The sequence below is a fragment of the Mesorhizobium sp. Root157 genome, from assembly GCF_001427385.1.
Taxonomy (GTDB): Bacteria; Pseudomonadota; Alphaproteobacteria; order Rhizobiales; family Rhizobiaceae; genus Mesorhizobium.
The window spans coordinates 1-19,345 of sequence record NZ_LMGJ01000014.1 but is presented as its reverse complement, the minus strand read 5'-3'; the positions used below and the strand labels follow the sequence as shown (position 1 = coordinate 19,345).

Genomic DNA, 19,345 nt, shown 5'->3' with positions numbered 1-19,345 from the left:
GCCGTAGTATTGGAGAGACATTGATGTCAGGGGATTTGGGCACAAGGCCATCTTGGTTTGTTGGCGCCTCATACAATCGCACCGAGGACCAGACGCCGCGATTTTTCGCCGATGGTATTTGGGAAAACGGCTACGAGGACGGCAAGTACAGTGATCTCGTGCGCTCGATGCGGCCAGGGGACAGGATCGCGATCAAATCGTCCTATACGCGCAAGCACGATCTTCCGTTCGACAATCGCGGTGCCACCGTCTCGGTGATGGCGCTCAAGGCGGTCGGCACGATCACCGCGAATCTCGATGACGGCAAGCATGTGCGAGTAGACTGGTCGCCGGTTTCGCCGCCACGCGAATGGTATTTCTACACTAATCGCGCAACGGTCTGGCGCGTCGCGCCAGGCGGGTGGATGGAGGATGGACTTCTGGCTTTTGCCTTCGACGACCAACCCCAGGACATCAACCGGTTCAGGAATGAGCCATTCTGGCGGGAGCGGTTCGGCGACGCGAACGGGGAGCAGCGTTTCCTCTGGACAGCCTTCTACAGCGCCGTTGCCGCGAAGCTTCTCGACTATCGGGCGGACCGGCGGCCGTTGATCGATGGCATTCATGCCATTGCACAAAACATGGCGGGACTCGGCTATTTGCAGGACCGCTATCCCGAAGGTGGAACAGGCCCCCTGCGCGATATCTGCCCCTTCACGGCGATGGGCACGTTCAACCGATCCATGACAGACGACAATCGGCGCGCGATCGCGGGAGCGCTCGCAAAGCTAATCGGCGTGGAGGAGGATCCGCCGGCTTCCTTCGAGGGCATTCCAGTCCTGAACAACCAGCGCTCGTGGTTTTTCAGTTACGGTGACAAACGCGGCGAAAACGATATCGACAAATTGTGGGATCTGTTCACTGCCGCGGCGGCGCTCGTGGAGGCCGATCAGCCGGAGCAGCGGGAGGCGTTCATCTCCGCTTACGACGCAGCGGTCGACGTCTGGGGCGCTTCTTGGAATCTCTCTACCGGCCTCTACTGGTCGCATCCCTGGGAGTTTCCGACCCTCGATAGCAACTCGCGCGCTTTCCTGACGGGACGACTGCAAATGCGGATCCCGACTATTGGACCGCAGAAGCCCTGCAGCGGAACGACCTATTTGAAGCTCGTTGACGACCTCAAGGCACGTTTCGGGGAGGACAGCTATCCGGTTCATAGCTTCCCCGAATTGTCCCTCGCATCCTGGCGATACAAGGCACCCGAAGATGTTCAGACGGAACCAGGCGCAGCCGAACTAGCCTCGACAGAGAATCAGGACGAGTCCGCTGCGGCAGATCCCATGCAGGCGCCTTCGCCGACGGAACCTTACGACGTCGATGACATCATGCGCGAAGGCTGCTTCTTGGAACGAGAGGAGATCGAACGTCTTCTAGAGCGCCTGCGTACCCGCAAGAACCTGATCCTGCAGGGGCCGCCGGGAACAGGAAAGACATGGATCGCCAAGCGCCTCGCCTTTACGCTGATGGGCGAGCGCGACGAGGCGCGCGTCCGGGCCGTCCAGTTTCACCCGAATCTTTCCTACGAGGATTTCGTCCGCGGCTGGCGGCCGAGCGGCGATGGGAAGCTTACTCTTGCGGACGGCGTTTTCATGGAGGCGATCCGCGCTGCGCTGGGTCGCCCGGACGCCCGCTACGTCATCATCATCGAAGAGATCAATCGCGGGAACCCCGCTCAGATCTTTGGTGAGCTGCTAACTCTGCTGGAGGCGGGCAAGCGCACGCCGCGTGAGGCGCTGGAGCTATGCTATCCCGATGCCGATGGCGTGCGCCGCCCTGTGCACGTTCCCGAGAACCTGTTCGTGATCGGCACCATGAACATCGCTGATCGCTCGCTGGCGCTCGTCGACCTGGCGTTCCGCAGGCGCTTCGCATTCGTTGGGCTTGAGCCGCGGCTTGGGCCAGCATGGCGGCGGTGGGTGACCGAGAGGGGTGGGGTCGATCCTCTGCTCGCAGACGGCATCGAGCGGCGAATCTTTGCGCTGAACGCGGAGATAGCCGGGGCGTTCGGTCGTCAATTCGAGATTGGGCACAGCTACGTCACACCAACGGCGAAACTGGAGCCGGGCAACACACGAGAATGGTTTCGCCAGGTGGCCGAGACGGAGATCGGCCCGCTGCTCGACGAATACTGGTTCGACGCTCCGAAATCTTCGCGTGAGGCTCTCGACCGGCTGCTACAGGGATGGTGATTGGCGACGCCGGAGCCGCTAGCGAGACCGCTGCGGCGGGTTTCATCGGCCGCATCCCGGTGCGCAACATTTGGCTCCTGATGCTCTACGCCTCGGACTTATTCCGGAAGGCCGGGCCCACACGCGTCGACGTCGAGCGCAACCCGGACGAGATCGCCGATCTCGTCGCCGAGCTGCTGGCGCAGGCGGTCGACGAGCGCCAACGCCGACAGCTGAGCCTTGGTTATCGGACGCGCAGCGCCGACCTGTCACGGGTCCGAGGGCGGATCGACGTCCTGCGTACGGAGCGCCGACAGTTGCTCGCGCGCGGCGCTGTGGCGTGCCGCTTCGTCGAGCTCAGCGTCGACACACCGCGCAACCGCTACGTCCGCGGCGCGCTCGACGCCGTGGCGCGGCTGGTCACGCGCCCCGAACTCCGTCATCGCTGCCGGCGGCTGGCGGCGGACATGCAGGCGCTTGGAGTGGCAGGGGTTATGCCATCGCGCGCCGAGCTCAGTGCCGACTGCATCGGCCGTCACGACGCGACTGATAGCGAGATGCTAGCAGCGGCAATGCTTGCGATGGACCTCGTTCTGCCCACCGAGCGGGCGGGACTGAGGGCCTTGCCGATGCCGGACCGGGAGGAACAATGGGCGCGGCGGCTATTTGAGCGCGCCGTCGGTGGCTTCTACCGCACGGTGCTGCAACCGGAGCGCTGGCACGTGCGGACGGGTAGCTTCCTCGACTGGCCGCTTGATTGGTGGAGTGAGGGTGCGCGGGACATCCTGCCCGGGATGCAGACTGATATCGTGTTAGACGATGGGCGGGCCGGCCGCCGGATCGTGATCGATACTAAGTTCACCGGCATCCTGACGGCAGGCTGGCGCCGTGAGGCGACTCTGCGCAGCGGGTACCTTTACCAGATTTACGCGTACATACGTTCGCAGACAGGACGCGGTGATTCGTTGGCCGAAAAGGCCGAGGGCTTGTTGCTGCATCCGGCCATCGGCGAAATGATCGACGAATCCATCTCGCTGCACGGGCATGTCATTCGGTTCGCTACAGTAGATCTCACAGCCGACAGCGGAGCTATCCGTGGGCAACTTTTGAAGCTCAGCTCGCAGGTCGAGAACAAGACTTCTGCGGATGGATATTCACCCGGGTAATCGCGTGCAATTGCCCATGGTGGCTGCCTTTCTCCGGATCTCGATCATCCTGACGTCTGGAACCACTTCACGATGTTGGCGATGCTCTCGCCAAACATGGCGATGCCGACGGCAATGCCGAGGATGCCGACGATGAGCCATTTGACGAATGCGGAGACGGTGCTGATCGAACGGACCAGGCGAATGCCATCGTCCAGGGTCTTCACCTCGTCGGGGCGCAGGGCAAGCAGGAAGGCCTTCGTTTCCTCGGGGATGTCATCGAAGCGTTTCGGTGCAGGTTCAGTCATAGGGGTGCCTCCGCAATCCGGATATGATGCTCTTGGCGGTGTGGCCGCCCATGTAGAGGCCGGTGAACACGCCGGTTAGCGTCATTAGGATGGTCAGATCGACAGCCTCGATTGCAGCGCCGAATGCCGCATTGGCCAGCGGGCGCAGGATCAACGCGTAGAGCCACACGAAGGCGAGCAGCCACATCCATCCGGGCCGCCAGCCCCAGGTCCAAGTTGGCCCGCCCTTGTCGAGTTCGGCTTTCACCGCTTCGTTGATCAGGCGCTGGCTTTCGACATGTTTTATGAGGATGTCGGCGGCTTCCGGCTCTGCGGCGACGATGGCATCTTGCAGATCGGGGGCTGGCACGTCTGGCAATCTGTCGGGCGTGACGCCGGCCTTTGCGGCGATGATGTCGATCACCTTGCCGGTGATATCACCGCCCGCGTTACCGATACTCTCGTTGAGGAGCTTCCTGATGACCGGCACGGCAAGCTCGCCGGCCGCCGTGAGTAGGATGGATGCAAGCGCGCTCATGTTAACCTCCGAGAATGGACGCTGTAACTGCAACCAGCAGCAGGACGATGAGGGCCAGGATCGCGGCGGCCGGCAGGTCGCGCCTTCCGGCGCCGGGCGCGATGTCGATGGGTGCAGGCTCGGGCAGTAGTTTCGGCGTAGTCGGCGACCGCGACGCGGCGGCATCGTAGCCGGCACCAGCCAGCGCCTTCTCGAACGCGCGCGCATGGTTGGCGATCAGCTTGGCCCGATCCGTCCCATTCACCACCCGTCGCGCGCCGACATAGTCCCTCTTCGCACCCGTCACGTAATCCGGCAGCTTCCTGCCGGTGAATGTGCCGAGCATCATGCCGTCGATCAGAATGGTGACGGCATGGTCGAGCCGGGCGGCGAGTGCCGGGTTGCCGACCAGATCAACGCCGAGGCGATTGGCCCAATCGGTATAGTTGCGCCGGCCGGTGATCTGGACGAAGCCGCGTCCCTTGAACCGCTTGCCGTCGCCCGGCTGCATGTTGCCCAGCGTGGCGCGCCCCTCATAGGCCGCGCCCGAGGCAAATTCCTCCATGGTGCGGAAGCGGTCGCTTTCATGATAGGCGGTGGCGAGGATGTAGGCGGCCTGCGCCGGTTCGATGCGCTTTGCGTCGAGCCGCGTCAGGATCGCTTCCAGCCGATCCACCTGCGTTTGCGTGAGAGATGTTCCAAAGATGCCGGAATCACGACGCCGCAGCGCCGCGTAGAAACGCGAACGGTCCATGGTTTTTCTTCCTGTCGGTGTTCCGCGCTAGGCTTCCGCCACATCCGCCCGGCCGGCGCGTCAACCGCGCAGAGGGAAGGGAATGCCGGGCAGAGCACTCACGTTGGCGCTCCGGCCTCGCACAGCATGGTGATGAAGCGGCCACGCCGCTCCATGTCGGCCGAGGTGCGGATATTGTATGTTGTGCCGGAACGGGTCTCGATCAGCCGCCAGGCGGCGGTGATGGTGGCGGTATCGGCATCGTAGCGCACGATGATCAGCGCCGGTTGGACGCTTTGCAAGCGAGAAGCGATGACGGTCTCGCCACCTTTCGAGAGGAGAATACAGGCGTCGCGCTCGAACTGGACGACCCATTGACCGGTGACGCCGCCATAGCCGTCGTCAACTTCTTCCTGCTTTTCCAGACTGACACGGTCGCGCAAATCACTGGCGGTGATCCTGGTCATCAAAGTGGCCGCATCCGATAGGGCGCCATCAGGGCATGCACGACGCGGTCGATGGCGATGTCGATCTCGGTGTCGGCGCCGTCGAAGAGCCGCTGGACGATGAGCACGATGGCCTGCCGGATGGGTTCAGGCACATCTGTCGCGGCACCAAAGCCGGCGGTGAAGGTGATGGAAACGGCATCGGTTCGGCTAAAGGTGGCTGGCCAGGATTGCTGCGGCTGCAGCGCAACGTAGGCACCGCGCGCCTCGGTAATCAGATTATAGACGCCGGCGTCCAATGTCTGCTGCACATTGCCAATATCGAAGTAGCTGATGCTGGCGATCGCGATCACCGGGGATACTGGCAAAGGCAAACGATCGGCAAAGGCGGCAAAATCCTGCTGCCAAGTCTGGGTGATCAGCGCCCGGCCGAGAATGCCGGAATAGCCGTCGAACCAAGCCGTTGCCGCCTTGATCTGGGCAGTAATCAGATCGTCCTGGTCATCATGATCAACGCGCAGATGGGCTTTGGCCTCGGCCAGTGACACCGGCATGGACGCGGGCGCAACCGTGCGGACGGGAGCGAGCATGGCTGTCTTCCAATAGGTTGATGAACGGGGCGGTCAGAATGTCGGAGCATCGACCGTCTGGCCGCCCTGGCCGATCAGGCGACCGGTGCGTCGTGTGGATGGCCGAGGACAAAAACCGCACCGGCGGCGATCGACGTGCCAGAGGTTTTCGTGATGACAGCGCGGATGTAGCGTTTCGAACCCTTGTAGCCCTGCTTGTAGACCGTGCTGGCCTCGAGCGCTGCCGGCAGGGATCCGAGCAGTTCGCCGACCGCCACATCGACGAAATCGCCATCTGTGGTCGTGTCGCTTTCCTGCAGGGCGACGACGAAGAGGCCATCGCCGGCAATCGCGCCGGTATTGATGATCAGGGTCGCGGAATTGAAGCTCTGCAAATCGGCATGGCTGCCCTTGGTGGTGGCGGTGACCACGGCGGGAACGAGCGATGCGACGAGGCCGAGGCCGGAGATACCGTCCTTCATGACTGAAGTCCTTTCGATAAATGGGATTGGTGAAGAGGCGGGCGACCGTCCTTCGACCCTTCGACAAGCTCAGGGCTCAGGATGATGGCCGCCCGTCACGATGATCAGGTGCTGATCTTCAGCAGCTTGAGGGCTTCGAAGTTCACCATGCCGCCGCCGACGCGCTTGGTCGTGTAAAACAGCACGTTGGGCTTGGAGGTGAACGGATCGCGCAAGACCCGGATGCCGATGCGGTCGACGATCAGGTAGGAGCGGCTAAAATCCCCGAAGGCGATCGGGAACTCACTCGCCGCCACCGCCGGCATGTTGTCGTCGTTATAAACCGGCTTGCCGAGGATGGTGGCCACTTCAGCCGCCCCCGAAGGTGGCGCCCAGATGTAAGCGCCTTCTGCGTCCTTGAACTTGCGAACCGTGTTCATGGTCGCATCCGACATCAGCCATGACGCGCCGTTCCGGTAGCCGGACTTGAGCGCATAATAGAGGTCGATCAGCGCATCAGCCGGGCTGGCCGTGGCCGTGGCGGCAACAAATCCATCCGCCTTGCCGGAGGAGACGAATCCGATCCTGCCCCATGCATAGGAAGCATTCGCCACCTTGTCGTAAGCCAGGATACCACGCGGTTTGTTGATGCCATCGCCATTGGCAAAGGCCGCGCCCTCCTGCTCGGCGAACTCGATCGACACCTCATCGGCCAGCCATGCGGCAAGGTCGATGCGGGCATCGTCGAGTGAGGTCTGCGTGGCTCCAGGCATGGCGTAGATTTCGCCGGTATTGATGGCGATCTCGCGCAAGGTCGGCGTTGCCGTGCCAGGACGATCCTGTTCCTCGCCAACCCAGCCCGACGTCGCACCAGCCATATTGACCAGCTTCTTGTAGGTATTGGTCGAGATCGAGATGGTTCGGGCCAGTAAGCGGATCGTGGACACCGTGCCGAGAACACGGTCGATGCCCGCTTCCATTTCTGCTGGCACCAGATAGCCGCCATCGGGATCGGACTGCGTGGTGAGTTTTGCTTTCACCTCGAGGTCACGCAGACCAGCATCGACGCCACGGCGGAAGAAGCGGTCGAAGGCTACTGCATGTTCGCGCTTGTCCGGGTCTTCGGCACTACCGGTGCCGCCAACCTTGATCGCGGCCATCGTCGCATTCACTGCGTCGATATCCTTGGTCAACCTGGTCAACTCGGCATTGATGCGGTCGACCTTTTCGGTCTGCACCACATCGGCCATGCCGGCCCTGATGTCGGCCAGTTCCTTGTCGCGCTCAAGCTTGAAGTCCTCGAAGGTCTTCTGGAGTTCCGCCAGAATCTTTGTGGCGTTGCCGGAATCAGCGCGAACGCCAACAATCCCGCGCGCACGCGGGTTCAGATGAATGCTCATGGTGTTCTCCTACGAGCGGATGGTTTGGATGAGCCGCTGCATCGCGGCCGTTGGAATGCCAGCGTCCTGCATGGCGGTGTCGGCAGCGTCGTGCGTGCCGGCGATCTGATAAAACATCTTGCGCCGCTCTGAGCGGGAGATGCCTTGTTGCGCAAGGGCAGCATCGATGCGGCGCTTGGCACGGATTTCGGGGCGGACCTGCGCGGACGCATTGGCCTTTGCCTGGATTTCGGAATCGTCGACGGCATCGGCAAAGCCGTATTCGACGGCCTGCGCCGGAGCCATGAAGGTCTCCGCGTCCATCAGCCGTTGGATCTCGGCACGCTTCATGCCTGTGCGGGCCTGATAGATGTCGGCGATTGCGGCATCAAACTGGTCGAACAGGATGGCAGCTTCCCGCATGTCGTGGCGATTGCCGATCACCATACCCCAGGCATTGTGGACCATCATGAAAGAGCCAAGCCCCATGCGGATTTCATCACCGGCCATGGCGATGATGGAGGCAGCAGATGCCGCCCAGCCCAGAACTTCGACGGTGACTTTCGCTGGGTGCGCCCGCAGGAGATTGTAGATCGCAATCCCCTCGAACATGTCGCCACCCGGCGAATTGATCCGGACCACGATGTCCTGGTTGCCGATCGAGCGCAGTGCAGCCGAGATACGGTTTGCCGTGACGCCGGTGCCTGACCAATAATCCTCGCCAATGATGTCGAGGATGGAGATGGTGGTGTCGGCATCGGCACCAGTTGCAGCGGCAAGCGGGTGGTCGGCCCATTTCGTCAGGACGTCGGACGGCGCATCCCACTGGTAGTTCTGCGGCCGAGGGAACGTTCGTGCCTCGGGCAATTTGCGAAGGCTCATCGAACGTTCTCCAGCGCCAACAGGAAAAAGTATCCGCCAAGCGTGATGCCGGCGATGAATGTGCCGAAGTGGAAAGCGGGGTTGATGACCGCAACGCTGACAACACCCATGACCACCATCGTCGCGGCCAGTTTCAAACTATCCAGAAGGCTCATCTGCTTACGTCCTCATCATTGGGGTCAATGTCACCATCGTTGTCGCCATCATTCGCATGGCGATCACGATCCCCATCTGCCGGCGTTCCCGCTGTGTTGGGCGGCGGATAGAAGACGTCGCCGCCCTCGCGCGGGTTCTGGTCTTCGAGCGCACGGATTTCGTTGGGGCTGTAGACGCCCCATTGCAGGCCTTTGACGTAGGCCTCCCAGCGCGCCTTGATGTCGCCCTTGACCAGGGCAGCCCGGTTGAAGCGGGCATAAAGCTTGTCGTCGGGTTTTCCCTCTGGGCCGATCAGGTCGCGGTTTATCGCCTCTTCCCACATGGTCAGATGGTCTTCGAGCGTATAGGCGACGAAGCCGATCGACTGCTGCTCGATGCCGGTGCCCCAGCTGGTCGATTTTTCCGTATCGCCGATCATGTGCGGTGGCACACCGAAGAACATGGCAATGTCGGTGCGGCTGAACTTGCGGGCCTCCAGCCATTGCGCATCCTCAGCCGTCATGGCGATGCGGGCATAATCCATGCCCTCTTCGAGAATGAGATTCTTGCCCTCCTGCTCACCGCCGGCGCGGAATTCTTCTAGCCCCGCCTTGAGACGAGCGACCGCCTCCGGCCCGAGTTTGTTCGGATGCTTCAACACCCCGCTGACACGGGCCCCATTGCGGAATGTGGTGGCGCCGTGGTCTTCCATGGCGAGCGACAGCCCGATGGTTTCACGGGCATAGGCAATCGCCGACACCCCATGCACGCCATCGAGCGTCAGGCCGACCAGGTGAAAGACTTCTGTCTGAGCCAATTTGATGCGCCGGCCATCCTGGCGGGTGTAGCGATATTCCAGCACCAGATCGTCGGTCTGCTTCACCTCGACCCGATCCGGATGCAGCGGGATCAGTTCCTGGACCAATCCCCGCGAGCGCACGATCATCGCAAAGGCATTGCCGCGCAAAAGCAGATGCGCCTGCAGCATGCGACGGAACTGCGAGGGTGTCTGCCAGCGATTGGGCTTCCTCCGCAGAACCACCCAAAGCGGCGTATCGGAGGCGTCTTGCCGGGTGCGCTCGTCGACGCGGCGCTTGACGTGCAAGGGCAAGGTCGCGACCGCGCCGGAGATGATCCGCACACAGGCATAGACGGCCGCCACACGCATGGCGCTGTTCGGCGTCACCGCGGCGCCCGACGCCGTCAGCGATCCCGACCGCAGCGCCTCTTCCAGCTGCTGCGCCGTGGTGATGACCAGGCCGCCACCCGCATCCTGGAACGACGCGCGCGGAGAGGCGGCCGGCGGTTTAGGACCGCCGAACCAGTTCGACCAGAATGCCATCTATTCTCTTCTTCTATGCAGTCGGCGCTACAGCATCAGAATGCCGCGGTGCTCGTAGACCGAGCGACCGGCATTGACGTCTCGGGCCAGCGCCCGACCAAGCGCGTTGCAGATGGCGACAATGCCGTCGATGCGTTCTTTCGAGCGTTCCTTGTCCGGCTTGATGTTGCCAGCCGGATCATGGCGCACGGCAACGTTGGACGCGTTCCACCGCAGCACCGGATGGCCGCCATGCCAGAGGGATCGCGAGACCGACAGCCGCTCCAGTTCCGCGGTGGGTGCGGCCATGCTTAAAAAGCCTTGCCCGAATTGGACCAGGTTCAGACCCTCATCCTGCAGATGCTGGACGATCTCGCCGGCGAAGGTGCGGTCATAGGAGAGCTCACGCATGTCATAGCGTGACGCCAGCTCGATGATTTCCTTTTCCACGAAGGCAAAGTCGGTGGCATTGCCGGGCGTCGCCGTGAGAAATCCCTGGTCACGCCAGACATCATAGGGCACGCGGTCACGCCGCACGCGACGGAGAATGTCATCCTCGGGGATCCAGAAGCGGCAGGTGACAATCCACTTGTTGGCAAGCGCCCCGAGATCGTCGTCCAGTGTCGGCGGGAAGGCGAGCACGAAGGCCGACAGATCGTTGACGCGAGCGAGGTCGAGCCCGCCATAGCATTCGCGACACTGCAGCTTCTGCTCCATATCGTCGAGATCATGTTTGACGATACGCCAATCGGTGTTGGCAGGCAGGCCGCCTTGCTCCCAGACCGCCATGTCCAGCCAGCGCGTGACCTGTTCGGTCCATTCATTGAGGCGCAGACGCCGGATCGCGTTCTGCTGCGCTGGCATTTCTTTCGCCTCGTCAATTTGACGTTTGAGATCGTCAACCTTGACGGTGACGCCAAGGCTCGGATTGGCCTTCACCCAGACTTCTGGATCGGTCCAGTCGTCGCCCTCGTCGATGGTGGCGATATAGCCAAACCAGCTATCGGACGACTCTGTCGGCACGGTGCCTTCCAGTGCTTTGACCGAGAATTCGTGATGCTGGCGACAGACGGAATGACGATCATAGCCCGCCGTGGTGATTTCAAAAATCAGGGACTGGCGGCGCGCGCCGGTTGCCGTGTTCAGTTTCTGTATGATCTCGGGACCCGAATGTTCGTGGACTTCATCGACGGCGGCAAAATGAATATTGAGCCCATCCATCTTGGTGGCATCGGCTGATAGCGGCCGGAACCAGGACGAGGTCGGCAGTACCGCAAGATTGTTCACCGTCCGCGTGATCCTCGATAGCAGTGCCGAACTGGCCGCCACCATGCGCTCGGCCTCACCAAAGACAATGCGGGCCTGATCGCGGGTCGTGGCCGCGGAATAGACATGCGATCCTGGCTCGCCATCGGCAATCAGTGCATAAAGCGCCGTGCCGGCGAGCAGCACCGATTTGCCATTCTTGCGCGCCACCTCGACATAGGCGGTGCGAAAGCGGCGCAGACCATTCTTGCGTTTCCAGCCATAGAGCGAGCCGACGACAAACTGCTGCCAATCCTGCAGCACGAATGGTTCACCGGCCCATTCGCCGGTCGAGTGGCGCAGATGACCGAAGAAGTCGATTGCATGCCGTGCCGCGTCGACATCCCAGACAAGGCTACGTTTGCTACCAGCTTTCAGATCAGCGAGATGCCGTTCGCAGGCCAGTTTCACCAGATGACCGGCGACAATCTTGCCGCTGATGACAGCGCGGGCATAGGCCGTGACCGAGCAGGCATTCCTGCTAGATCTCGATCTATTTCTTGCGGCCACGGGTTAAAAAGTCCTCGAATGGATCAATGTTTTCAGCCGGTTCCGCCACGCGAATGCGCGAGCGGCTCGATGGTGTCAGCCCGAACTCGCCCTCGATCTGGTGCATCTGCGCCAAGCACTTGTTGGCGACCGCCAAAAATGGGTTCTGGATAATGTTGTCGTTGGACGTCTTCACCACAGGGCCGCGGCGTTTGACTTCTTCTTCCGCCTCGAGCCAACGCCGCCAGATCACGACATAACGGGCAAGTGCACCGGTATCGAGCTCGGTCATCACGCCGTGTCGCGCGAGCAATGCCGCCATTTCCGTAAACTTGGCGCTGGCTCCCGCATCGAGATGATGGGGCGGATCCGGCACCGCCACCACGGGCTTTGGCTCGGCCTTGTTCATGCGGTGCGGTCGGGCTGTGCCTTTCACCAGTTTCAGATGCGTTGGCAGCGGCTTGCGGCCGGCCATGTCAAAACTCCATTCAACTATCCAGTGCCGTCAACACGAATAAGCACCGCCTCGAAGAAGCGACGCAGCGTGAACGACCGCGCGATCGACACCACGGTGAAGATGGCGCCCATCGCCATGTTCTCGGCGAGCGTGGTCGACAATCCGAACAACGGAAACACCAGGATCTGCGCGAACACCGCGATGCCATAGCCGACGGCGACGTTGGTCAGCGACTCCACCAGCGACATGGTGCGCGATTGCTTCATGCCGCAGCAATATCCTTGGCTGCGTCCCAGGCATCGGGCACGCGCTCGGCGGCGATCTCGTCAAAGCTTCGGCCGTCGCCATCCAGTGTTGCCGCCTTGTCTGTAAATTCCTGCCAGCGTTTGACGACGACATCGCAGAAAGCTTCTGACAGCTCGAGGCCATAGACCCTGCGGCCGATCTTTTCGCCGGCAATCAGCTGCGAGCCCGAGCCCGAGAATGGCTCGTAGCAGATGTCGCCGGGACGGGTGTGCAACTGCATCGGCAGCGTGAAGACGCGCACCGGTTTCGAGGTCGGGTGCTCGCGGGTCTCAATCTCCGAGGATGGAATGTTCCACACCGTGGTCGGCCAGCTTTCAAAACCCTCGCGGTTGATGCGGGGCTTCTTGCCGCGCACCCAACCAAACATGCAGGGCTCATGCGCCCACAGCATCACCGAACGGGTCAGCACCGGACGGGATTTCGCCCATATAATTTGCTGATGATGCAGAACGTCGAACTGGTCCCAGACGGTTTCCAGCATGCGCTGGCGGCGCGAGGCATGCCAGCAGTACCAGGCGACGTCCTCGGCAATGGCGTGTTCGATCGCTGTCTTGCAGAATGCCTCGTAAAATTGCGGGCCTTGGCTAGAATCATCCCAGTGCTTCTGCTCGACATAATCTTCCGACCAGTCCTTGTTGGCGATCTTCTTCGCCCGCGTCGAGGCGGTCTTTTTGGTCGGGTGATTGGTGCCGTCATAGTCGACGAGATAGGGTGGGTCGGTGGCAAACAGCGCCGCCCGCTCACCATTCATAAGGCGGGTTACGTCGGCGCCATCGGTGGAGTCACCACATAGGAGACGATGTTCGCCCAACAGCCAGAGATCACCACGCCGCGTCACCGGCGTTGCCGGCACCTCCGGAATGGCGTCGTCCTCGGTCAGCCCGTCCTGTTCCTCGCGATTTCCGTAAAGCAGGTTCTGCAACTCGTCGTCGCCGAAGCCGGTCAGGCCGAGATCAAAGCCTGCCTCCTGTAGGTCGGACAGTTCCAGCGCCAGCAATTCCTCGTCCCAGCCGGCATTCATGGCGATGCGGTTATCGGCCAGCACCAGCGCCCGGCGCTGTGTATCCCACAGTCCGGTCAGGACGATAGCAGGCACCGTTTCCATACCGAGCTTGCGTGCAGCGAACACCCGGCCGTGGCCAGCGATCAGCGTGCCGTCCTCAGCAATCAGCACTGGATTGGTAAACCCGAATTCGCGGATCGAGCCGGCAATCTCGGCGACTTGCGCGTCCGAATGGGTACGGGCGTTGCGGGCATAAGGCACCAGATCATCGAGACGGCGGTATTCGACCGCAAGCTGGCGTCCAGCAGCGCCGAGATCAGCAGGGCCAAGATCAGCAGGGCCAAGATCAGCAGGGCCAAGATCAGTCGCGGGCACGGAATATTCCTTCAATTCGAATGGTCATTTTATCGTCGCACCCCCCCATCGCCATTTTGGCCACGGATGCGTTCTTGGTGGCGCGCGGTCCCTGGAGTAAAGGCTCCAGAGATTTGACCTCCCCGGGGGCGTGGCGAGGCTCACATGCAACGCCTATGGGATCTTGGTTTCTAGCGACGGTGAGAAAGCCGCGGCACATGACACATGTGCGTGTCGCTCGCTTCGTTCCGCAATCAACTGCTTTTTATTGTCGATGCGACCGCCTGTCCCTATTGTTCGCGAATGCCAACGGTGTGACTATCTCAAGCTATTTTTCCGGAGGTCTTAATGTATTCCCATATCCTCATCGCAACGGACGGCTCAGAGCTTGCGCAGAAGGGGGTCGACCACGGCTTGTCGTTGGCGAAAGCTCTCGGCAGCAAAGTCACGGTCATCACAGCAACAGATCCATTCCCCATTATCTACGGAAGAAAGTGGCAGCCCGGTCCACAAGAGGCAAAGCGTTTTGAGGACGAGAACAGGGAAGCGGCTAACCAGATTTTTTCAAAGGTAAAAGCGGACGCTGAAAAGATGGGCATACCGATGGAAACCCTTCATATTCCAAACACAGCAGCTGCTGACGCAATACTCGAAACCGCGACGGACCATGGATGCAATCTTATCGTAATGTCGTCTCATGGACGAAGCGGGATCGCTAAAATGCTTCTGGGCAGTCAAGCCAGCAAGGTCGTTGCAAGCAGTTCGCTACCCGTTTTGGTCGTCCGCTAATTCTGGAACTTTTACTTTCTGCGATGAACCTCAGCGCGGCGCGTTGCCAAAGCCACCGTCATGGCTCGCGGTCTTCTTGCCATGGCACGACGCGCACAGCGCCTGCCAGCGATTGCGATCCCAGAACACCGCCTCATCGCCGCCATGCGGATCGATGTGGTCGACGACACTCGCCGGGCGGATCACGCCATGTTGGTCACACTCGGCGCACAGCGGATGATCGTGCAGGAAGGCGGCACGTTCTGTCTGCCATCGCTTCGAGCGGTAGAACGCGCGGGCGACCGGATCACGCTTGCGCTGGTAGTCATGGTCGCGCTCACGCTTCTCGCGCCGACCAACTGCGCGATGGATCGGTGGACGGATGGGCAAGGCAATGATCTCGACGGATGATGATGGTATCGGAAACAACAACGCCCGCGATGGATGACCTCCGTCGCAGGCGCTACTCTCCCGAGCATAGTCAGAATCTAGCCCAAACAAACCGGTTTTGTCCGCCCATGGAATGTCCGCCGGACATTCTGCGCGCGAATGCGATCGTCTTGGTGTTCATCGAATGCCGCTTTCGACACCATTGGAGACCTCCGGTAGCACTCAAAGCGTTGCCGAAAGCGGACGTACCTATCGACTTCGCGATAACGTTTGCAGCAGAAGGCAATGAACGTGCAAGCGTACCGGTTGCTCCCAAAGTGCCTTTGAACAAGATGGGCTGGATGGCCGGTGCTGCCGTACGTCTCAGCCCTCGTCGCGGAAGCTTATTTAACGCACTTGGCGGCGTGACTGAGTCACGGCTATCCTCCGCCTATGTTGGGGGGAATCAATAGTGAAGAAGTCATTGTTGGGCGCGATAGCGCTTGGGGTCGGTGGGTCTGCAGTTGCAGGCTTCGGGGCTGCGGCGGGTCGCGACCTGTGGAAGGGCACCAAGAAAGCAACCGGTACGCTGATCCTTCTCACCGCCATCGCCGCGTCGGTCAGTCTGCCGTTCCTTGGCATGAGAAACCTTATACGCGGCCACGCGCCGGGAGAGGGCTGGAAGGCCATACGCGAAGCCCTGTTGGTCCCATTAGGGATCGCCATCGGTGTGGGCGTCGCCATATTCAGTGCCCTGATGCTCGGGAAAGAGCCGTTCGCTCTTGCCATCATCACGATAGTGGGTTCCGGCCTGGCGGCAGCCTTAATCGGCGCCATAGTCGGCCTAGGTCAACGTCCGTCGACGCAACGCCGCTACAAGATAGCCATGGCGAACGAAGAATTCCTCGATCGGCTCGGGATCAGGGAAACGGGCGAAATCGAGATCAGCCATATCGACGGCCAAGGAAATGCCCTGCGCCTGATAGAGCGCACCGCCAATTCGATCGTCTTCATGGCCGTTGGGAAGCGTAACAAGCGCGCATACATCGGACTATCTCCGCAGGGAGAGATGCAGAGCTATACCGGGGTGGTCGCTCTTGGCTCCTCCCGCGAAATGGACACGGCGGCATGAAATTCCTCAACACATCCACTACCCGCTATGCGGTTCTTGCTTTCATCGGCCTCGTCTTGACGCTCTACAACCCGCTCATCCAGATCGCGACGGACTACAATCGTGACATCGCGATCGCCGGCGCCGGGGTTTATGGCGGCCTCCGCACCCTGACTGCGGTCATGAGCATGGCAAAGGACACCAACATCACCGCGTCGGTGATTGCTGCCTCGGTGGAAATGAGCCCAGGTCAGATGCTGCAGCCCGTTATTTCGACCATCGAGCGGTTCTCCAACCTGCTTTTCGCGTTGATTGTCACGTCCGGGGTGTTAGCGATAATCCTGCCGGTCGTCGCTACCCTTGGCGCAAGCGGACTTATGGTCGGCGCGGGCGTGCGGGCCGTGCTGTCCAAGATCCGCCACCCGGTGGCCAGCGCCATAGACCGTGCTGCGCGCGGTCTGGTCACGCTGGGCATCCTCGCGGCGTTGGGCATTCCGGGGTCATACGCTCTCGCCTTCTTCATCGGTGACCGCATCACCGCCCAGGCATGGGAAGAAGCCACAGGCGTATTCGACGAGCAGACCGCAGCAGCAGAAGCCAACAGGGTCGAGGGGATCGAACTTTCGACAGTCGAAGTTCCGCCGGAGGAAGAAGCCATTGCGGCAGCTCCCGAAGACACTCCCGCCGAGGGCAGCGGCAACATATTAGCCCAAGCCCTCGACAGCGTCGGAAATGCCGTCGGCGGTATGGCGTCATCGTCATCCGAGGCAATCCAGAGGACCCTGAGGTCGACTGTCGGTTTCGCCGAAGTCGCCCGGAATCAGGTTATGTCGGGTGCCGCTGTCATCACGAACGGCGTAGCGGCCGCAGCGGACATTCTCGAAGCCTCGGTCAAGATCGGAGCCGCATATCTAGTCAAGTTGATAGTGCTCCCGATCCTGCTTCTGATCGGGTTCATGTGGGTTTTCCGCTCCGTCACCGCAAACGGCAACATCTCCGACGACGGGTCGATGTTTGCGAAGATCGACAGAACGACAGTGGACGTGCGTAAGCAGGGCTAAGGCCGAAGTTCCTGTAGGGGTGAATGACACATTTCTTGGACAAGCTGTTGACACCCGCCATGCCGCTTCCCACCCAATTGCTGCCCATCATCTAGGCGGCACCTCACTCGCAACGTCTCGCACCCGCTCGATGACATAGCGGCGCGAGCGATTTTTCGGCGCAGGCTGACCGTTGAGTATCATGGCGATGACGCAGAGCGCGTAGAGCCAACGCTCATTGGCCGCCGATCGTTGGAGACCAACGCGCCAGCAGATCGCCTTCCACGGCGCGTTGTGCGCACGCATCCACACGATCTTGCCATCAATCGGATCGAGGTCGAAGGTCCAGGATAGCGTCTCCTCCATGCGGGAGATGGCGCCAGGCGAAGGGGGCGGTAGGGAAGTTTGCCGCGCCTCCTGGCCGACCAGATCGGAAAACTCATAGAGATGTTCGGGCCATGTGCTGAAATAGCCCCGAACCTGCACGGACGGCTGTCTCTGCAGCACCGCCGCCGCCTCGGCAAGGCGGGCCTCAACCAGCTTCGGCGTCCAGATCGGATCGGTCATGACCGCTCCCTCCTTGCGTGGGGCCGGCCATAGAGCTTTTCGCCAAGCTGACGGATCATCTCCTGCTCGGGCCACGTCAGGCGCTCATCGTCGATAGCCACCGCCAGTACGCCCAATTCGCGCCAGCCTTGACGCTTGACCAAGTCGCCGGYGCGGCGCTCGCCGCYATAGCCTCTCGGGGTCCATCTCATTGGACATCTCCCGTCTCAAGCGGACAGGGTCCGGGTCTGAAGGGTTTGGGTCCGAGTAGGGTCCGGGTCTGCGGTTGGCGCAAACCCTTGGAAAGCAAGGAAAGGTCCAGGTAGGTCCGGGTGGTCCGGGTATATTCGGCTACATTATATATGCGGGTAATACGCACYTCATGTACGTGAACACATGAGCATGATTTTTCCCCTCCTACGGAAAAGAGAGGAAAAGACCCGGACCACCCGGACCTACCCGGACCCAGTGTTGAATTCNTCATGTACGTGAACACATGAGCATGATTTTTCCCCTCCTACGGAAAAGAGAGGAAAAGACCCGGACCACCCGGACCTACCCGGACCCAGTGTTGAATTCATTCCGCTTTTCTCCTTGGTGATACCCGGACCTTACCCGGACCTAAATCGCTCAGACGCGGACCCCGCGGCGGGTGTCGCTGGATTTCTTCCTTGAGCTGAATTCGCCGATAACGTCGTTCACGGTTGCCGCCGCGCCGGCGGGCGCGATACTGTCCGAAGCCCATGCTGGTCAGACAGCGAACGACGCGGTTCTGGTCGGCCTGCGTCCATCGACCCTTTTCGATTGAGAGCGCGTGTTCGAGGATTTCGCTGACCGAGATGTCCACCAAAGGCTCGTTGGGGTCGCGACAATCGACGGTCAGGTCGCGATAGGCATTGGTGTCGGCCAGAGCGCGCCGTTCGACATAGTTGCGGATCAAATCGTCCCAGGCGTCACCCTGATAGCGGTCGGCCTGCTCGTTGGCGGCCAGCGTTTCCAGGTCCAGAGTGTCCAGCCACCAGGGCTCGCCAGCACTAAACCGATCACGCGCCTCCGCCCACAGCTGGTCGCGATCGCGTTCGAGCGCCACAATATTGATGGCGCCGCAAACGACAGGCCAGAAACGTCGCCCGCCTGTTGGATCCTTCAGGTAACCTCCATCGGGATTTACTGTGCCCGCGAATACACATTGGCGCGGCAGATCAACGAGCCGCTTTCCATAAGGTGGGCGGAAGCGATCGCAGGTCCGGGTAATGAAGGCCTTGATGGTGCCGACATTGGCGCGTGACATGGTGTCGAGCTCTGCAATCTCGATAACCCAGACGCCCTTGGTTTCCATGGCGGCGTCCTTGCTGCCGAGGTCAGAYAGGCGGTCGGTGAACCAGGGCTGGGCYAGGACGCGCAACGCACTGGATTTGCGGATACCCTGCGGCCCTTCCAGGATCAGCGCGCAGTCAGCCTGTGCGCCAGGGGTGTGGATTCGGGCTATGGCAGAAATCAGCCAGCGGGGACCGA

23 protein-coding genes are annotated in these 19,345 nt (G+C 61.2%); 5 read left to right on the top strand and 18 right to left on the bottom strand.

Annotation, left to right across the window (positions count from 1 at the left end; all coding sequences use genetic code 11):
* Window positions 1–23 precede the first annotated feature (23 nt).
* Both ASD64_RS11515 and mcrC read left to right on the top strand, forming a co-directional pair.
* Complete coding sequence (locus ASD64_RS11515; protein ID WP_056105224.1) at window positions 24–2,228, top strand: McrB family protein; 2,205 nt, start codon at window positions 24–26, stop codon at window positions 2,226–2,228.
* A complete protein-coding gene (gene mcrC / locus ASD64_RS11510) occupies window positions 2,222–3,373 on the top strand; it encodes a 5-methylcytosine-specific restriction endonuclease system specificity protein McrC (protein ID WP_056105222.1) in 1,152 nt (383 codons plus the stop codon). Before ASD64_RS11515 ends, mcrC begins: the two co-directional genes overlap by 7 nt.
* A gap of 44 nt (window positions 3,374–3,417) precedes the next feature.
* Here mcrC and ASD64_RS11505 read toward each other — a convergent pair whose 3' ends face one another.
* The 14 genes from ASD64_RS11505 to ASD64_RS11445 all read right to left on the bottom strand — a co-directional run bounded on the left by ASD64_RS11505 (window position 3,418) and on the right by ASD64_RS11445 (window position 14,017).
* The gene (locus tag ASD64_RS11505; RefSeq protein WP_056105220.1) at window positions 3,418–3,660 is read right to left on the bottom strand and encodes a hypothetical protein; all 243 of its coding nucleotides are present in this window, start codon (window positions 3,658–3,660) and stop codon (window positions 3,418–3,420) included.
* Complete coding sequence (locus ASD64_RS11500) at window positions 3,653–4,177, bottom strand: 3TM-type holin (protein WP_056105219.1); 525 nt, start codon at window positions 4,175–4,177, stop codon at window positions 3,653–3,655. The genes ASD64_RS11505 and ASD64_RS11500 overlap by 8 nt, the downstream gene beginning before the upstream one ends.
* 1 nt (window position 4,178) lies before the next feature.
* Window positions 4,179–4,910 (bottom strand): hypothetical protein, encoded by a 732-nt coding sequence (locus ASD64_RS11495; protein WP_056105217.1) that lies wholly within the window; start codon window positions 4,908–4,910, stop codon window positions 4,179–4,181.
* A 98-nt stretch (window positions 4,911–5,008) separates the two neighbouring features.
* The gene (locus ASD64_RS11490; protein ID WP_056105215.1) at window positions 5,009–5,356 is read right to left on the bottom strand and encodes a phage head closure protein; all 348 of its coding nucleotides are present in this window, start codon (window positions 5,354–5,356) and stop codon (window positions 5,009–5,011) included.
* The gene (locus tag ASD64_RS11485; protein ID WP_056105212.1) at window positions 5,356–5,925 is read right to left on the bottom strand and encodes a head-tail connector protein; all 570 of its coding nucleotides are present in this window, start codon (window positions 5,923–5,925) and stop codon (window positions 5,356–5,358) included. Before ASD64_RS11485 ends, ASD64_RS11490 begins: the two co-directional genes overlap by 1 nt.
* A 74-nt stretch (window positions 5,926–5,999) precedes the next feature.
* On the bottom strand, window positions 6,000–6,386 hold the full coding sequence (locus ASD64_RS11480) for a hypothetical protein (RefSeq protein WP_056105209.1): 387 nt from the start codon (window positions 6,384–6,386) through the stop codon (window positions 6,000–6,002).
* Window positions 6,387–6,490: 104 nt separating this feature from the next.
* Window positions 6,491–7,765, bottom strand: a complete 1,275-nt coding sequence (locus ASD64_RS11475; protein ID WP_056105207.1) for a phage major capsid protein — start codon at window positions 7,763–7,765, stop codon at window positions 6,491–6,493.
* Window positions 7,766–7,774: 9 nt separating this feature from the next.
* The gene (locus ASD64_RS11470; RefSeq protein ID WP_056105205.1) at window positions 7,775–8,626 is read right to left on the bottom strand and encodes a head maturation protease, ClpP-related; all 852 of its coding nucleotides are present in this window, start codon (window positions 8,624–8,626) and stop codon (window positions 7,775–7,777) included.
* Window positions 8,623–8,781, bottom strand: a complete 159-nt coding sequence (locus tag ASD64_RS20995; protein WP_156460106.1) for a hypothetical protein — start codon at window positions 8,779–8,781, stop codon at window positions 8,623–8,625. The genes ASD64_RS11470 and ASD64_RS20995 overlap by 4 nt, the downstream gene beginning before the upstream one ends.
* Window positions 8,778–10,103 carry a phage portal protein gene (locus ASD64_RS11465; RefSeq protein WP_056105203.1) on the bottom strand — a complete coding sequence of 442 codons (1,326 nt, stop codon included), beginning with the start codon at window positions 10,101–10,103 and terminating at the stop codon, window positions 8,778–8,780. The genes ASD64_RS20995 and ASD64_RS11465 overlap by 4 nt, the downstream gene beginning before the upstream one ends.
* A gap of 27 nt (window positions 10,104–10,130) precedes the next feature.
* On the bottom strand, window positions 10,131–11,897 hold the full coding sequence (locus tag ASD64_RS11460) for a terminase large subunit (RefSeq protein ID WP_056105201.1): 1,767 nt from the start codon (window positions 11,895–11,897) through the stop codon (window positions 10,131–10,133).
* Window positions 11,881–12,351 carry a phage terminase small subunit P27 family gene (locus tag ASD64_RS11455; protein WP_056105198.1) on the bottom strand — a complete coding sequence of 157 codons (471 nt, stop codon included), beginning with the start codon at window positions 12,349–12,351 and terminating at the stop codon, window positions 11,881–11,883. The genes ASD64_RS11460 and ASD64_RS11455 overlap by 17 nt, the downstream gene beginning before the upstream one ends.
* 17 nt (window positions 12,352–12,368) lie before the next feature.
* A complete protein-coding gene (locus tag ASD64_RS11450) occupies window positions 12,369–12,599 on the bottom strand; it encodes a hypothetical protein (protein WP_056105196.1) in 231 nt (76 codons plus the stop codon).
* Window positions 12,596–14,017, bottom strand: a complete 1,422-nt coding sequence (locus ASD64_RS11445; protein ID WP_082549963.1) for a site-specific DNA-methyltransferase — start codon at window positions 14,015–14,017, stop codon at window positions 12,596–12,598. The genes ASD64_RS11450 and ASD64_RS11445 overlap by 4 nt, the downstream gene beginning before the upstream one ends.
* Window positions 14,018–14,344: 327 nt before the next feature.
* Between ASD64_RS11445 and ASD64_RS11440 the strand changes: the two genes are divergently transcribed.
* Window positions 14,345–14,785, top strand: coding sequence for a universal stress protein (locus ASD64_RS11440; RefSeq protein WP_056105194.1), 441 nt, complete (start codon window positions 14,345–14,347; stop codon window positions 14,783–14,785).
* Window positions 14,786–14,815: 30 nt separating this feature from the next.
* Here ASD64_RS11440 and ASD64_RS11435 read toward each other — a convergent pair whose 3' ends face one another.
* On the bottom strand, window positions 14,816–15,154 hold the full coding sequence (locus ASD64_RS11435; RefSeq protein WP_056105236.1) for an HNH endonuclease: 339 nt from the start codon (window positions 15,152–15,154) through the stop codon (window positions 14,816–14,818).
* Window positions 15,155–15,605: 451 nt separating this feature from the next.
* On the opposite strand from ASD64_RS11435, the gene ASD64_RS11430 reads away from it, so the two are divergent.
* Entirely contained in the window at window positions 15,606–16,265 is a 660-nt protein-coding gene (locus ASD64_RS11430; protein WP_056105191.1) for a hypothetical protein, read from the top strand.
* Window positions 16,262–17,305: a hypothetical protein gene (locus tag ASD64_RS11425; protein ID WP_056105189.1), complete on the top strand. Its 1,044-nt coding sequence runs from the start codon at window positions 16,262–16,264 to the stop codon at window positions 17,303–17,305. Before ASD64_RS11430 ends, ASD64_RS11425 begins: the two co-directional genes overlap by 4 nt.
* Before the next feature lie 87 nt (window positions 17,306–17,392).
* Here the strand turns inward: ASD64_RS11425 and ASD64_RS11420 are convergent, their stop codons facing one another.
* The 3 genes from ASD64_RS11420 to ASD64_RS11410 all read right to left on the bottom strand — a co-directional run.
* Window positions 17,393–17,851, bottom strand: coding sequence for a DUF6362 family protein (locus ASD64_RS11420; RefSeq protein WP_056105187.1), 459 nt, complete (start codon window positions 17,849–17,851; stop codon window positions 17,393–17,395).
* Window positions 17,848–18,042, bottom strand: a complete 195-nt coding sequence (locus ASD64_RS11415) for a hypothetical protein (protein WP_056105185.1) — start codon at window positions 18,040–18,042, stop codon at window positions 17,848–17,850. Before ASD64_RS11415 ends, ASD64_RS11420 begins: the two co-directional genes overlap by 4 nt.
* Window positions 18,043–18,407: 365 nt before the next feature.
* A partial coding sequence (locus ASD64_RS11410; protein ID WP_244480778.1) for a virulence-associated E family protein occupies window positions 18,408–19,345 on the bottom strand: 938 nt, incomplete at its 5' end.

Coding starts and splice junctions, on each gene's coding strand:
- ASD64_RS11500 (WP_056105219.1), bottom strand. CDS start 4,177: ATGAGCGCGCTTGCATCCATCCTACTCACGGCGGCCGGCGAGCTTGCC.
- ASD64_RS11495 (WP_056105217.1), bottom strand. CDS start 4,910: ATGGACCGTTCGCGTTTCTACGCGGCGCTGCGGCGTCGTGATTCCGGC.
- ASD64_RS11470 (WP_056105205.1), bottom strand. CDS start 8,626: ATGAGCCTTCGCAAATTGCCCGAGGCACGAACGTTCCCTCGGCCGCAG.
- ASD64_RS11490 (WP_056105215.1), bottom strand. CDS start 5,356: ATGACCAGGATCACCGCCAGTGATTTGCGCGACCGTGTCAGTCTGGAA.
- ASD64_RS11485 (WP_056105212.1), bottom strand. CDS start 5,925: ATGCTCGCTCCCGTCCGCACGGTTGCGCCCGCGTCCATGCCGGTGTCA.
- ASD64_RS11505 (WP_056105220.1), bottom strand. CDS start 3,660: ATGACTGAACCTGCACCGAAACGCTTCGATGACATCCCCGAGGAAACG.
- ASD64_RS11425 (WP_056105189.1), top strand. CDS start 16,262: ATGAAATTCCTCAACACATCCACTACCCGCTATGCGGTTCTTGCTTTC.
- ASD64_RS11420 (WP_056105187.1), bottom strand. CDS start 17,851: ATGACCGATCCGATCTGGACGCCGAAGCTGGTTGAGGCCCGCCTTGCC.
- ASD64_RS11475 (WP_056105207.1), bottom strand. CDS start 7,765: ATGAGCATTCATCTGAACCCGCGTGCGCGCGGGATTGTTGGCGTTCGC.
- ASD64_RS11515 (WP_056105224.1), top strand. CDS start 24: ATGTCAGGGGATTTGGGCACAAGGCCATCTTGGTTTGTTGGCGCCTCA.
- ASD64_RS11450 (WP_056105196.1), bottom strand. CDS start 12,599: ATGAAGCAATCGCGCACCATGTCGCTGGTGGAGTCGCTGACCAACGTC.
- ASD64_RS11465 (WP_056105203.1), bottom strand. CDS start 10,103: ATGGCATTCTGGTCGAACTGGTTCGGCGGTCCTAAACCGCCGGCCGCC.
- ASD64_RS20995 (WP_156460106.1), bottom strand. CDS start 8,781: ATGAGCCTTCTGGATAGTTTGAAACTGGCCGCGACGATGGTGGTCATG.
- mcrC (WP_056105222.1), top strand. CDS start 2,222: ATGGTGATTGGCGACGCCGGAGCCGCTAGCGAGACCGCTGCGGCGGGT.
- ASD64_RS11440 (WP_056105194.1), top strand. CDS start 14,345: ATGTATTCCCATATCCTCATCGCAACGGACGGCTCAGAGCTTGCGCAG.
- ASD64_RS11480 (WP_056105209.1), bottom strand. CDS start 6,386: ATGAAGGACGGTATCTCCGGCCTCGGCCTCGTCGCATCGCTCGTTCCC.
- ASD64_RS11455 (WP_056105198.1), bottom strand. CDS start 12,351: ATGGCCGGCCGCAAGCCGCTGCCAACGCATCTGAAACTGGTGAAAGGC.